Below are 12,863 nucleotides of genomic sequence, written 5' to 3' on the forward strand. Positions count from 1 at the left end.
CGGAGGCGCTGGGCAGGGTGGCCCACAGGTCGGTGGTGCCGTCGGTGTTGTCCCGCCACGACAACCGTGTCCGAGCCCGGGCGCGTTCCTCCTCCGAGCGCTGGACGGTGTCCTCGTGCTCGGCGACGTCTCGCGCCGACAGCCGCGCCGCCTCGACCGCCCGCGCCGCCAGGCGCCGCAGCTCGGCCGGGGACACCTCCCGCGCCCGGGCGACCAGCCGTTGTTCCACCGCCGCACGGCGGTCCGCGGACAACCCCGCGGGCAGGTCCCGCATCGCCCGCGCGATCACCGCCGCGGACTCCCGCGGCACGTCCCCCTCGCTCATCGCCTCCCGGGTCACCGGCAGGGACGTCGCGAGGTCCCCCGCCAGCGCCACGTCGGCGGCCGCGGCGGCGCCGCTGGTCTTCGAGCGGCCCGCCAACCACGCCGACGTCCCCGACGCACCCGAACCCAACGCGACGTCGGAGGTGTCCGCAGCCCGCACCAACGCCAGGCGCACCGCCTGCCAGCGCGTGATCAACCGGTCCACCTCACGCAACCGAGCCGCCAGCCCAGGAAGACCAGGAAGACCACCGGCACCCGAAGCGGCACGGCTCTCCGCCTCGACCTGCTCCACCATCCCGTCCAACGCGGCACCGGCGGCGGCCAGGCGCACCGGCAGCGGGTCCCAACGGGGGACCTCCACCACCAACGCCGCCATGCAGACACACTACTCGAACACGTGTTCGAACACAAGGGACATGGGCAGCGGACTCCGGCCAGCCACAGGTCAGTTCGACGGCACGCGTCGTTCGCATGGGTAGAAGTCGGTCGCCGTCGCTCCACGGTTGGCCCCCGAGCGCTGTCCCCGACGGTGGTGGCCGCCACCTCGCCGGCTGAACAGGCCCCTAGTCAAGCGGTAGGAGCTGAGCGCGAGACCACCGCTCCCGCTGACCAAGAACTGCTCGCCGAGAAGATCGGCGTTCGGGTCGGACCGGCGGGAGTCGAAGTCGTTGTTGTCTCCGGTTCGGCGCCGCGGGATGCCTGCCATGCCATCCAGGTCTCCTCTGCGAGACGACCACGGCGGCTCGGTGGCGCCGCAACGTGCGACCGACCGTAGGTGGCGGCCACGATGTGCCCGCGGCCACGCCCTCACCAGCCGCACCCGGCCGAGCCGAGTACAGCTTGGTGCTGCCCGGCACCGGCAGGAGCGCTGACGGCGGCAGCGGGAGTCGACACACAACATGCGAGCGGCTCCCGGGTGCATGCCGGGGCCGCTCTCGGGGTCTTGCGCTGGTGGCTCGACTGCGGCGGTCTTCACGCTGATGCGCAGGCGGAGGACCTCCACACACCCACCTCCGCCAGCTGCCGCACTCAGCCTCCGGCGAGCCGTGCGGGAAAGCCTCCCGTGGCGACCGGCCCCCACCGCGTCGGCGTGACCCGCAACAGGCACTTGCCCTGGTCGAGCATCGCCTGGCGGTACTCGTCCCAGTCGGGGTGCTCCCGACCGAAGGAGCGGAAGTACGTGACGAAGTCGTCGAGGGCGTCGGGGAGGTCGAGCACCTCGCACGTGCCGTCGACCTGCACCCACTCCCCGTCCCAGTCGTCGGACAGCACGAGCAGGCTGACCGTCGGGTCGCGGCGGGCGTTGTGGACCTTGGCCCGCTCCGGGTAGGTGCTGATGACGAAGCGCCCGTCAGGGTCGACGCCGCAGCTCACGGGCGACAGCTGGGGGCTGCCGTCGCGGCGCCGGGTCACCAGGACGACATGGTGCCGCTCGCGCGCGAAGTCGAGCAGACCGTCGAGGTCGACGCGGGTGCTGCGGGCGACCGGGCGGCTCACCGTCCGCTCCCGTCGCTCCACGCCGCGCTGCTCCCGAGGGCCGCGGAGTCTGTGGTGCGCACGACGACGGCACCGTCGCCGACGACGTCCGCGGGGACCCCGAAGCACCACTCCACCTGACTCGTCCCTCCCGGCGGCAGCGGCGCGAACGACTCCAGACCGCCGGAGAACAGGCCGTCGGGGCACGTCAGCTCGCTGTAGTCCAGGCCGTCGGAGCCGACGTAGGAGGCGAGGACCGTGCCGAGGACCACTTGCTGCTGATCGGCGTCGTTGCGGATGTCCGCCGTGGCCAGCACCGTGCGCGTGCCCTCCTCCGTCACCTCGCCGTCGAGGACGACGTCGAGGACCGTCACCGTGAACGGCCCTGCCGTCTGCGATGTGCCGAGGGGCTGCACCGCGGCAGGGTCGACCGGCGGCGCGGGGAACCCGCCGTCGACGATCGGCGCGCTGCCGACCTGCTCCACGAACGCCTGGCCGGCGCGGAGCACGAGCACGGTGAGGACGCCGAGAAGCAGCGTCACGACGAGCGACACCACGACACCCGCAACGGCGAGACCGCGACCGCGGCGACGCCCGCCCGCGGTGCGGAACAGCCCCACCACGCTGAGGACGAGCCCGAGCGGCGCGAGGAGGAAGGCGCAGACCAGACCGGCGACGGAGACGCCGTCGAGCGGCGGCTGCTCCGGACGGTGCGGGGGACCGTACGGCCCACCCGTCCCGTACCCGGGCGGCGGGCCGTACGGCTGGGCCTGCGCGTACTGACCCGCCTGCCCGTACTGACCCGCCTGCCCGTAGGGCGCGGGCGGCCCGTAGGCGCCGGGCGGGGCGTACGGGTCGGACGGTCCCGGCGGCGGGTACGGCGGAGGTGTGGCCATGCCGCGACGCTAGCGCGCGAGCGCCGGCCGGGCCCCGGAGCCGGCACCCGCCTCGGCGAGGTCGACGTCGCTGCCGTCGCCGCCCGCGTCGTCCGCCGCGTCACCGAAGGCGCTCACAGGAGGGCACGCGCACACGAGGTTGCGGTCGCCGAAGGCACCGTCGATGCGCCCGACGGGCGGCCAGTACTTGCCGCGCACGTTGCCGTTCGGGTAGACGCCGAGACGGCGGTCGTACGGCCGGTCCCACTCCCCGACCAGGTCCTCGGCGGTGTGCGGCGCCCGACGCAGCGGCGAGTCGGCGACGGCCCACTCCCCCGCGACGACCCGGTCGACCTCGGCGCGGATCTCGAGCATCGCGTCGCAGAACCGGTCGAGCTCGGCGACGTCCTCGCTCTCCGTCGGCTCGACCATCAGCGTGCCGGTCACCGGCCAGCTCATGGTCGGGGCGTGGAAGCCGTGGTCGATGAGCCGCTTCGCGACGTCGTCGACCGTGATGCCCGCCGCCTTGGCGAGGGGTCGCACGTCGAGGATGCACTCGTGCGCGACCGTGCCGTTGCGGCCGGTGTAGAGCACGTCCCACGACCCGTCGAGCCGGCGGGCGACGTAGTTGGCGGCCGCGATGGCACGGACCGTCGCCTGCCGCAGACCGTCGGCGCCCATCATGCGCACGTACGTCCACGGGATGGTGAGGATGCCCGCGGAGCCGAACGGCGCGCCCGACACGGGGCCGACGGGGTTGTCCGCGAGCGTCGGCTCCAGCGGGTGGCCCGGCAGGAACGGCGCGAGGTGCTGCCGCACGCCGATCGGCCCGACCCCCGGCCCGCCGCCGCCGTGGGGGATGCAGAACGTCTTGTGCAGGTTGAGGTGGCTGACGTCCGCGCCGAACCGGCCGGGACGGGCGAGCCCGACGAGCGCGTTGAGGTTGGCGCCGTCGAGGTACACCTGCCCGCCCGCGTCGTGGACGGCCGCGCAGATCTCCTGCACGGCCTCCTCGAAGACGCCGTGGGTCGACGGGTAGGTGATCATGAGGGCGGCGAGCCGCTCCCCGTGCTGGTCGATCTTCGCCCGGAGGTCGTCGACGTCGATGTTGCCCTCGTCGTCGCACGCGACGACCACGACCCGCATGCCCGCCATGACGGCGCTGGCGGCGTTCGTGCCGTGCGCGCTCGACGGGATCAGGCAGACGTCCCGCTCGGCGTCACCGTTCCCACGGTGGTAGCCGCGGATCGCGAGCAGGCCCGCGAGCTCCCCCTGCGCCCCGGAGTTCGGCTGCATGCTCACGGCGTCGTAGCCGGTGACCTCGGCGAGCCAGCGCTCGAGGTCCGCGACGACCTGCCGGGTGCCGGCGGCCTGGTCGGCGGGCGCGAAGGGGTGCAGGTCGGCGAACTCCGACCACGTGACGGACTCCATCTCGGTGGTCGCGTTGAGCTTCATCGTGCAGGAGCCGAGCGGGATCATGCCGCGGTCCAGCGCGAAGTCCATGTCCGCGAGCCGGCGCAGGTAGCGCAGCAGACCCGTCTCGGAGCGGTAGCGGGAGAAGACGCGGTTGGTGAGGTACTCGCTGGTGCGCGCGAGGGCGGCGTCGACCCCCGTGTCCGGGTCGTCGGTGGGGCGTCCCGCACCGAGCGCGTCGCACACCGCCAGCACGTGCTGGTCGCGCGTCGTCTCGTCGGCGCTGACGCCGACCCGTACCTCGTCGACCCGGCGGAGGTTGACCCCGCCGGCGAGGGCAGCGGCCACGACGGCGTCGGCGTCGGGGACGCGGAGGCTCACGGTGTCGAAGAAGCGGGTCGTCTCGACCGTCACCCCCGCGGCCTCGGCGGCGGCCGCGACGCGGGCCGCCTGCCGGTGGGCGTGCTCGGCGATGCGCCGCAGGCCCTCGGGCCCGTGCCACACCGCGTACATGCCGGCCATGACGGCGAGCAGGACCTGCGCGGTGCAGATGTTGCTCGTCGCCTTCTCGCGGCGGATGTGCTGCTCGCGGGTCTGCAGGGCCAGGCGCAGCGCAGGGTTGCCGGACGCGTCCTTGCTCACCCCGACCAGCCGGCCCGGCATGAGCCGCTGCAGCCCCTCGCGCACCGCCATGTACCCGGCGTGCGGGCCGCCGTAGCCCATCGGGACGCCGAAGCGCTGCATCGACCCGACGGCCACGTCGGCGCCCCACTCCCCCGGCGGGGCGAGCAGCGTGAGCGCGAGCGGGTCCGCCGCGACGGCGACGCGGCCGCCCGCGTCCTTGACCGCCTCGACGACGGCCCGCAGGTCGCGGACCTGCCCGGAGGCACCCGGGTACTGCAGGAGGGCACCGAAGCCGGCCCGGCCGTCGAGCGCGGCGGCGACGGCCGTTCCGGACGGGTCCTCTGCGCCCCCCAGGTCGAGGTCGACGAGGGTGATGCCGAGCGGCTCGGCGCGCGTCCGCAGGACGGCGCGCGTCTGCGGCAGCACGTCGGTGTCGACGAGGAACACGGCGTCGTCGGCGGCCTTGGTCGCCCGCCGCAGCAGCGTCATCGCCTCGGCGGCCGCGGTGGGCTCGTCGAGCAGGCTCGCCCCCGCCACGTCGAGCCCGGTGAGGTCGGTGACCACCGTCTGGAAGGTGAGGAGCGCCTCGAGCCGGCCCTGGCTGATCTCCGGCTGGTACGGCGTGTACGCGGTGTACCAGGCGGGGTCCTGCAGCACGTTGCGCCGGACCACGGGCGGGGTGACGGTGCCGTGGTAGCCGAGCCCGATCATCGGCTGGACGACCCGGTTGCGGGCGGCGACGCCACGCAGCTCGGCGAGCGCGTCCTCCTCGTCGAGCGCCGCGGGCAGGTCGAGCGGGCCGTCCTGGCGGATGCCGGCCGGGACGGTCGCGTCCACGAGCGCCTCGAGGTCGTCGAAGCCCGTCGCGCTCGCGAGCGCCTGCGGGTCCGGCACGAAGCCGAGGTGGCGGTCGACGAACGGGGTGCGGGGCGTGTCGCTGCGGGTCACACGGGCTCCTCGGGAGGGACGGCTCCGGACTGGCTCGACGCGACCGACCGGTGCCGGCCTCGTCCCCGACAGTCGGGGCACGTGCCCCTCCTGCGTGCCTGTCCCCCGTGGTCCTGGTGCCTGAGAGGTTCCGGGGAGGTTGCCCCTTCGGCGCCGCCGGTGCCGGTCCGAGGACGGGCCCGACGGTCTCTCCCACCGGGTGTGCGCAGCGGGTCCAGGCTAACAGCCGGGTAGCGTTCGGGCCGTGATCGTGCTGAGCGTCGGCAGTCTCAAGGGGGGCGTCGGCAAGACCACCGTCACGCTCGGGCTCGCCTCCGCGGCGCTGTCGCGCGGCGTCCCGACGCTCGTCGTCGACCTCGACCCCCAGGCCGACGCGACGACCGGGCTCGACGTGGCCGCGCGGCGCGAGTCGACCGTCGCCGACGTCCTCGCGAACCCCCGCCGCGGCGAGATCGCCAAGGCCGTCGCGCCGTCGGGCTGGGCCGGTGACCAGCCCGGGGTCCTCGACGTCATGCTCGGCTCGGAGCAGACGCTCGACCACGACTACGCGACCCGGCCGCGGTCGATGCGCTCGCTCGCCACCGCGCTGGCGAAGGTGCCGTGGTACGACCTGGTCCTCGTCGACTGCCCGCCCTCGCTCGGCGGGCTCACGCGCACCGGGCTCGTCGCGAGCGACCGGGCGCTCGTCGTCAGCGAGCCGGCGATCTTCTCCGTGGCGGCCGCCGACCGGGCGCTGCGGGCGGTGGAGTCGTTGCGTCGGGCCGAGGCCCCGCACCTGCAGCCGCTCGGCATCCTCGTCAACCGCTTCCGCGAGCGCTCACCGGAGCACCGCTACCGGCTGGAGGAGATGACGGGCCTGTTCGGCCCGCTCGTGCTGCGCCCGCCGCTGCCCGACCGCTCCGCCGTCCAGCAGTCGCAGGGCGCGACGACGCCGGTGCACCGCTGGCCCGGCCACGGCGCCACCGAGCTCGCCACCGCCTTCGACGCCCACCTCGACCGGGTCCTGCGCGCCGGGACCACCCGCCGCACGCGCTGAGCCCTACTCGGGGGCGACGTGCGACTCGCAACATGATCGATGTCGCGGGTCCACCCGGAACCGTGTCTGCTGCGACCGACGTCATGATCCACGCAGCGGCTGCGCGTCCGTCGACACGAACGCCGACGTCCGCCGCCGGATGGGCTCGCGTCAGCCGGCCTCGGCCCGGGCGGCGCGGCGGACGGCGAGCTCGTCACCCGGCACGGGCGCGGCGTCGTCGCCGTCCCGCTCGGCGGGGAGCTCGGCGAGCGTGCCCTCGACCTCGCGCCACACGCGGCCGACCGCGATGCCGAAGACGCCCTGGCCGCCCTGGACGAGGTCGACGACCTCGTCGGCGCTCGTGCACTCGTACACGCTCGCGCCGTCCGAGATGAGGGTGATGTTGGCGAGGTCCTCGACGCCGCGGCTGCGCAGCACCTTGGTGGCGGTCCGGATCTGCTGCAGGGACACGCCGGTGTCGAGCAGCCGCTTGACGATCTTGAGCACGAGGATGTCGCGGAACCCGTAGAGGCGCTGGCTGCCTGACCCGCTGGCCCCGCGGACGCCGGGCTCGACGAGACCGGTGCGGGCCCAGTAGTCGAGCTGGCGGTACGTGATGCCCGCCGCGCGCGCCGCGACCGGCCCGCGGTAGCCCGTCCCCTCGTCGAGGGTGGGGAGGTCGTCGTCGAAGAGCATCCCCTGGGTACGGGCCACCTCCGACACGGGCGTCGCGCCGCCGGTCCGGCCGGCGTCTCCCGCCTCGTGTCCTGCCATCGGGGGCTCCTCTCGCACGAGTGGTCCGTGCACGTCGTGCGCGGTCCCCCTCGTCGTGTCCGACGGTAGGGACCGCCTCGTCAAGGGTCAACCACCACTGGAGGGTTTCGGCGGCGTGTCGCCGAGCGGCTCCCGGTCGCGGACCCGGGTCCTCATCCGGGGCGGCCGCCCCCCTCCGGACCAGACTGCTCGGGCCCCGACCCCTCGGGGCCGGACCCCTCCTCCTCGAAGTCCTCGGGGCTCACGCTGTCGAGGAACTCGCGGAAGCGCTCGACCTCGACCTCGCCCTCGTCCTCCTCGGGCACGGGCACGCCGACCTCGTCGAGCACCGCCTCCGCGCTCACGATGCGGCAGCCGGCGCGCAGGGCGAGCGCCACGGCGTCGGAGGTGCGGGACCCGACGGTGAGGCCCGAGTCGAGGACGAGCTCGGCGAAGAAGATGTTGTCGCGGTACTCGGTGATGCGGACCTCCTCGAGGTTCCGGCCGAGCGCCGACACCACCTCCAGCAGCAGGTCGTGCGTCTGCGGCCGCGGCGGCACCACCCCCTGCTGGGCGTGGGCGATGGCGCTGGCCTCGGCCGCGCCGATCCACACCGGCAGGTAGCGGTGCCCCTCGCGCTCACGCAGGAGCACGATCGGGTTGTTGGAGGGTGTCTCGACCCGGATCCCTACGACGTCCAGCTCGCGCACGCGCCCCACGCTACCCCCGCCCCGCCGGCGCCCGCCCGGTGCCGCGCGGCCGGGCCCGGACCTCAGCCGCGGTCGAGGGCGCCGGCGACGAGCGCGGCGTGCAGCCGCAGGCACGCGGCCGCGACCTCGCGGGCGGTGTCCGCGGCCTCGCCGGCCGACCCCGGTCGCGTCGAGCGGCGCAGCGGCGCCACCACCTGCCGGACGAGGTCGACCTCCTTGTCGGCGGCGGTGCGGAAGGCTCGCAGATGACGCGGCTGGACGCCGTGGTGCGCGAGGGCGACCGCGGCCCGCGCCACCTCGAGGTCGTCCGGACCGAAGGCGCCGTCGCGCCCGCTGCGGACCAGGCCGTGGGCCTGCAGCTCCTCGACGAGTGCCTCGTCGGCGCCCGCGCGGCGGGCGAGCTCGGCGAGGTCGAGCGGCTCGTCCTCGACGTCCTGCACCTGCCGGACGAACGGGGGGACGTCCAGCGGCGCGGCCGGACCCGCCGGTCCCGGTGCGCCCGCCTCGAGCTGCTCGCGGATGACCCGCAGCGGCAGGAAGTGGTCACGCTGCAGCACGAGCACGCGGCGCAGCCGCTCGACGTGCGCGGCGGAGAACTTGCGGTACCCGGACGGGGTCCGGTCGGGCTCGACGAGACCCTGCTCCTCGAGGAACCGGATCTTGGAGATGGTGACGTCGGGGAACTCCTCGCGGAGCACCCCGAGCACCTCGCCGATGGTGAGCCCGGCGTCGCGGCCGCCCTGCGGGTCGCGCGCCAGGGCGACGCTGCTCACGCCCTGGCGTCCTCGCCGTCCGCCGGGACCAGGTGCTGCCGGGACGGGTGGTACACGAGGCGGTACTTGCCGATCTGCACCTCGTCGCCGGCGTTGAGCACGGCGGACTCGATGCGCTGGCGGTTGACGTACGTGCCGTTGAGGCTGCCGACGTCGACGACCCGGTAGCCCTCGCCCACCCGGCCGAACTCGGCGTGACGGCGGGACACGGTGACGTCGTCGAGGAAGATGTCGCTGTCCGCGGCGCGCCCGGCGGTGGTCCGCTCGGAGTCCAGGAGGAAGCGCGCGCCGGCGTTCGGCCCCCGCTGCACCACGAGCAGGGCGGAGCCCTGCGGCAGCGCGTCGACGGCGCGCTGGTCGTCGCGCGTGAGGCCGGTCGACGGGTCGGTGTCGGTCGCCTGCGCGTACGTGATGGTGGTGTCCACGCCCTGCCCGGGGGCCACCGGGATGGCGGCCGTGCCGCGCTGGCGAGGGGTGTCCGGGCTGTCCGTCATCGTCGTTCCTCCTCCGTTGGCACCAGCGTAGTCCCCACCCTCACTCTCAGGTGGACGTGCAGACCCTCGACGGACCGGCTCAGCCGTCGGTGCGCGAGCGGTACGCGGCCGCGTCAAGCAGGCCCTCGACGGCGGCCGGGTCGTCGGGGCGCACCTCGAACAGCCAGCCGTCGCCGTACGGGTCGCCGTTGACGCGCGCGGGGTCGGCCTCGAGCGCGTCGTTGCGCGCGGTGACCGTCCCGCTCACGGGCGCGAACAGCTCGCTGACGGACTTCGTGGACTCCACCTCGCCGCACGGGTCGCCCGCCGTCACCGCGACGCCCTCGGCGGGCAGCTCGACGAAGACGATGTCGCCGAGGGCGTCCTGGGCGTAGTCGGTGATGCCGACCCGCACGACGCCGTCGTCACCGGTGACGGACACCCACTCGTGCTCGTCCGTGTAGCGAAGCCCCTCGGGCACGTCCACCGTCTCACCGCTCCCTGGCTCGGCCGGCCCGCCGGCTCACTCCTCCGGCGGGGCCGGGCGAGCGTACTCAGGCGTCCGGACGGCCCGCAACGCGTCGACCACGACGGTGTCCTGCTCGGTGACGACGACGGTGTCGCCGAAGCGCTCGAGGGTCGGGACGACACCGCCGGGGATGCGCATGGCGGGCTCGATGACGTCGGGGTCGCCGATCGCCCGCACCGTGAACGGCGACGTGACGGGCGTGCCGTCGACGAGCACGGAGCCGTCGGCGCCGTCGGCGAACCACGTGCTCGCGACGACGCGGACGTCGCCGATCTGGATCGCCTCGGCTCCGGCGTCGCGCAGCTCCTGCACCGCGTCGAGCAGGAAGGGTCCGGTGACGGTCCGCTCCCCCTGGTCGGTGACGACCATGACGACACCGGGGCCCTCGGCCGCGGCCGTGCCGGCGAGCACGGAGTACACCGCGAGGCGCTCCTGCGCGGCGCGCTCGGCCTCGGCGGCCGCGTCGCTGGAGGTCAGCAGCGCCTCCTGCTGCTCGCGCAGCAAGGCGGCCTCCTCCTCCAGGCGCTGGCGCCGCTCGCTCACGTCGTCCAGCAGGCGGACGAGCTCGGACTCGCGCAGCGTCTGCAGCCCGCCCTCCGACGTCTCGCGCGCCTGCGTCACGACCCCTAGCCCGAGCAGGAACAGCAGGACGGCCGCGAGCACCTGGAACCGGCCGGGCCGGCGGCCCACGCCGGAGCGCAGCCGGCGCCAGGCGGCGCGGCGCTCGACGGTGTCGGGGTGGTAGGGGCTGCTCACACCGGCTCCCGGGTGCCGCTCACGAGCCCAGCAGGTGCCGCCGGATGGCGGCGGCGTTGGAGAAGATGCGGATGCCGAGGACGACGACGACCCCCGTGCTCAGCTGGGCGCCGACGCCGAGCTGGTCGCCGAGGAACACGACGAAGGCCGCGACGAGGACGTTGAACACGAGCGAGGTGACGAACACCCGGTCGTCGAAGATCCCCTCGATGACGGCCCGCAGGCCGCCGAAGAGCGCGTCGAGGGCCGCGACGATCGCGATCGGCAGGTACGGCTGCAGGTACGGCGGCACGCTGGGCTCCAGCAGCACGCCGACGAGCACGCCGAGGAGCAGCCCGAGGATCGCGATCACGACTGGCCATCCTCCTGCACGGAGGCCTCCGGCCGCTCCGCCGCCACCGCCCCGGCGTGGCGCAGCGTGAGCCGCGACGCGGGCGGCAGGCGGAGGTCGTCGCGCGCCTCGTGCGACACCCCGATGCCGTAGTTGGTGCCGAGGAAGCGGGTGTAGTCCGCGACCCGCCCGCCCGTGAGCTCGTCGAGCAGCGCGTCCTGGTCCCCGACCGCCTCGATGACGTACGGCCGTGCGAGCTGGCGCAGGTCGACGACGATGGCGTCCCCGGCGTGGCGGATGGTGCTGAGGGCCGTCAGCCGCTGGCCGTTGACCGCGACGGCCTCCGCCCCGGCCGACCACAGGGCGTTGACGACCGTCTGGACGTCGCCGTCGCGGACCCGCCCGTCGTCGCCGAAGCCGCCCTCGCCCGACGCGTCGACGGCGACGTCGGCGGCGTCGTCCATGGTGACGACGACGCCGTCGCCCTCCACCGCGACGGCGCCGACCGGCACGGCGAGCCGGTCGGCGGCCTCGAGCACGCTCTGCGAGCCCTCGGCGAGCACGGCGGCCTGCTGCTGCTCGATCTCCTCGCGCAGCGCCTCGTTGCTCGCGGCGAGGGAGTCGGCGACGGAGGTGCGACGGTCGATCTCGGCCTCGAGGACGGCGCGGTCGCGGGTCTCCAGCGGGGCGGCCCGCAGCTCGGCGACGCCGGCGCCGACCGCGACACCGAGCGGCACGCCGAGACCGAGCCCGAGCACCGTGACGGCGACGGCGTGCCGTCGCAGCAGCCGGCGCAGGCGGTGCCGCGCCGGGCCGGCGGCGGACCCGCCGGGGCCGGAGCCGCCGGCGACAGCCTCTGCGTCACCGGCCGGGTCGCCGTCACCGCCCGGACCGTCCGGACCCGACGGCCCGTCCTGCCCCGCCGCGGCCCGCTCGTGCTCGCGCTCGGCGCGGCGGCGGTGGGCGACGGCGTACCCCGGGTCGAGCGGGCGCTGCATGATCTCGGTCAGCAGCGTCGAGGAGGAGTAGGTCGTCCTAGGCACGCGCGGCCCCCTCGGCAGGGGGCCCGCCGACCACGGGGACCGCCCTGGCCTTCGGGCCGACCGCGGCGGGGCGCGACCCGTCCGGCCCGAGCCGGCCGTGGATGAGCAGGTGCGTCTGGTGCAGGTAGGCGACCGCGGACCACCAGTAGAGCCCCGCCCCCCACAGCACGAGGGCCCAGGCGACGGGTCGCAGCCAGGTGTCGACCGAGTCGTTCGTGCCGACGAGCAGCAGCAGCGGCAGGGCGAGGAGGAGGACGAACGTCGCGGTCTTGCCCACCAGGTGCACCGGCAGCGACGTGAAGCCGTGCCGGCGGAGGACGAGCACGTTGGTGGTGAGGACCACCTCGCGCACGACGACGGTGAGGACGAGCCACCAGGGCAGCACCTCGCGCCAGCCCAGGCCGAGCAGCGCCGCGGTCACGTACAGGCGGTCGGCCGCGGGGTCGAGGAGCTGGCCGAGGCGCGTCACCTGGTTCCAGCGTCTCGCGAGGGTGCCGTCGAGCCAGTCGCTGAGCCCCGCGAGCACGAGCACGAGGAGGGCCTCGAGGTCCCGGCCCACGACGATGAGCACGCCGAACAGCGGCACGCAGGCCAGCCGGCCCATGCTGATGAGGTTCGGCAGCGTGAGCACCCGGTCGCTGACAGCGGTGGTCGTGGTGGCCTCCCCTGCTGGCGCTGCCGGCGGTGCTGCCGCCCCGGCCGACCCGTGACCGTGGGCCCCCGGGGGGCCCGCTCAGGTCGACCTGGTCGGGACGGCGGTGTGTGGGCTCAGGACATCCCGGACGGATGTCTCAGGTGATCCCGGACTGCTGTCTCACGA

14 protein-coding genes and 1 riboswitch are annotated in these 12,863 nt (G+C 74.9%); of the genes, 1 reads left to right on the forward strand and 13 read right to left on the reverse strand.

What is annotated here, in order from left to right; all coding sequences use genetic code 11:
- The 4 genes from WAA21_RS17185 to gcvP form a co-directional block, all read right to left on the reverse strand.
- A partial coding sequence (locus WAA21_RS17185; protein WP_336924075.1) for a DUF222 domain-containing protein occupies positions 1-700 on the reverse strand: 700 nt, incomplete at its 3' end.
- 653 nt (positions 701-1,353) lie between these two features.
- Entirely contained in the window at positions 1,354-1,842 is a 489-nt protein-coding gene (locus WAA21_RS17190; protein WP_442893310.1) for a PPOX class F420-dependent oxidoreductase, read from the reverse strand.
- Entirely contained in the window at positions 1,818-2,696 is an 879-nt protein-coding gene (locus WAA21_RS17195; protein ID WP_336924076.1) for a hypothetical protein, read from the reverse strand. The genes WAA21_RS17190 and WAA21_RS17195 overlap by 25 nt, the downstream gene beginning before the upstream one ends.
- Before the next feature lie 9 nt (positions 2,697-2,705).
- Positions 2,706-5,660, reverse strand: a complete 2,955-nt coding sequence (gene gcvP / locus WAA21_RS17200) for an aminomethyl-transferring glycine dehydrogenase (RefSeq protein ID WP_336924077.1) — start codon at positions 5,658-5,660, stop codon at positions 2,706-2,708.
- Positions 5,661-5,758: 98 nt separating this feature from the next.
- Positions 5,759-5,865: riboswitch (glycine riboswitch) on the reverse strand.
- A 39-nt stretch (positions 5,866-5,904) separates the two neighbouring features.
- Here gcvP and WAA21_RS17205 point away from each other — a divergent pair.
- Positions 5,905-6,696, forward strand: a complete 792-nt coding sequence (locus WAA21_RS17205; RefSeq protein WP_336924078.1) for a ParA family protein — start codon at positions 5,905-5,907, stop codon at positions 6,694-6,696.
- Positions 6,697-6,846: 150 nt separating this feature from the next.
- On the opposite strand, the gene WAA21_RS17210 is transcribed toward WAA21_RS17205, so the two are convergent.
- The 9 genes from WAA21_RS17210 to WAA21_RS17250 form a co-directional block, all read right to left on the reverse strand.
- Positions 6,847-7,371 (reverse strand): MerR family transcriptional regulator, encoded by a 525-nt coding sequence (locus WAA21_RS17210; protein WP_336924088.1) that lies wholly within the window; start codon positions 7,369-7,371, stop codon positions 6,847-6,849.
- Between the two features lie 230 nt (positions 7,372-7,601).
- On the reverse strand, positions 7,602-8,138 hold the full coding sequence (locus WAA21_RS17215) for a bifunctional nuclease family protein (protein WP_336924079.1): 537 nt from the start codon (positions 8,136-8,138) through the stop codon (positions 7,602-7,604).
- Between the two features lie 62 nt (positions 8,139-8,200).
- Positions 8,201-8,911, reverse strand: a complete 711-nt coding sequence (gene ftsR, locus WAA21_RS17220) for a transcriptional regulator FtsR (RefSeq protein WP_336924080.1) — start codon at positions 8,909-8,911, stop codon at positions 8,201-8,203.
- Positions 8,908-9,405: an FHA domain-containing protein gene (locus tag WAA21_RS17225; protein WP_336924081.1), complete on the reverse strand. Its 498-nt coding sequence runs from the start codon at positions 9,403-9,405 to the stop codon at positions 8,908-8,910. Before WAA21_RS17225 ends, ftsR begins: the two co-directional genes overlap by 4 nt.
- A gap of 79 nt (positions 9,406-9,484) precedes the next feature.
- On the reverse strand, positions 9,485-9,871 hold the full coding sequence (gene gcvH / locus WAA21_RS17230) for a glycine cleavage system protein GcvH (RefSeq protein WP_336924082.1): 387 nt from the start codon (positions 9,869-9,871) through the stop codon (positions 9,485-9,487).
- A gap of 36 nt (positions 9,872-9,907) precedes the next feature.
- Positions 9,908-10,669, reverse strand: a complete 762-nt coding sequence (locus WAA21_RS17235; RefSeq protein WP_336924083.1) for a DUF881 domain-containing protein — start codon at positions 10,667-10,669, stop codon at positions 9,908-9,910.
- Between the two features lie 19 nt (positions 10,670-10,688).
- The gene (locus WAA21_RS17240; RefSeq protein WP_336924084.1) at positions 10,689-11,021 is read right to left on the reverse strand and encodes a small basic family protein; all 333 of its coding nucleotides are present in this window, start codon (positions 11,019-11,021) and stop codon (positions 10,689-10,691) included.
- The gene (locus tag WAA21_RS17245) at positions 11,018-12,043 is read right to left on the reverse strand and encodes a DUF881 domain-containing protein (protein WP_336924085.1); all 1,026 of its coding nucleotides are present in this window, start codon (positions 12,041-12,043) and stop codon (positions 11,018-11,020) included. The genes WAA21_RS17240 and WAA21_RS17245 overlap by 4 nt, the downstream gene beginning before the upstream one ends.
- Positions 12,036-12,674, reverse strand: a complete 639-nt coding sequence (locus WAA21_RS17250; RefSeq protein ID WP_336924086.1) for a CDP-alcohol phosphatidyltransferase family protein — start codon at positions 12,672-12,674, stop codon at positions 12,036-12,038. The genes WAA21_RS17245 and WAA21_RS17250 overlap by 8 nt, the downstream gene beginning before the upstream one ends.
- Positions 12,675-12,863 lie beyond the last annotated feature (189 nt).

This window comes from Aquipuribacter sp. SD81, from assembly GCF_037153975.1.
Lineage (GTDB): Bacteria > Actinomycetota > Actinomycetes > Actinomycetales > JBBAYJ01 > Aquipuribacter.

Excerpts from the sequence above, each read along its gene's own strand:
- WAA21_RS17225 (WP_336924081.1), bottom strand. The coding sequence starts at position 9,405 with ATGACGGACAGCCCGGACACCCCTCGCCAGCGCGGCACGGCCGCCATC.
- WAA21_RS17195 (WP_336924076.1), bottom strand. The coding sequence starts at position 2,696 with ATGGCCACACCTCCGCCGTACCCGCCGCCGGGACCGTCCGACCCGTAC.
- WAA21_RS17210 (WP_336924088.1), bottom strand. The coding sequence starts at position 7,371 with ATGCTCTTCGACGACGACCTCCCCACCCTCGACGAGGGGACGGGCTAC.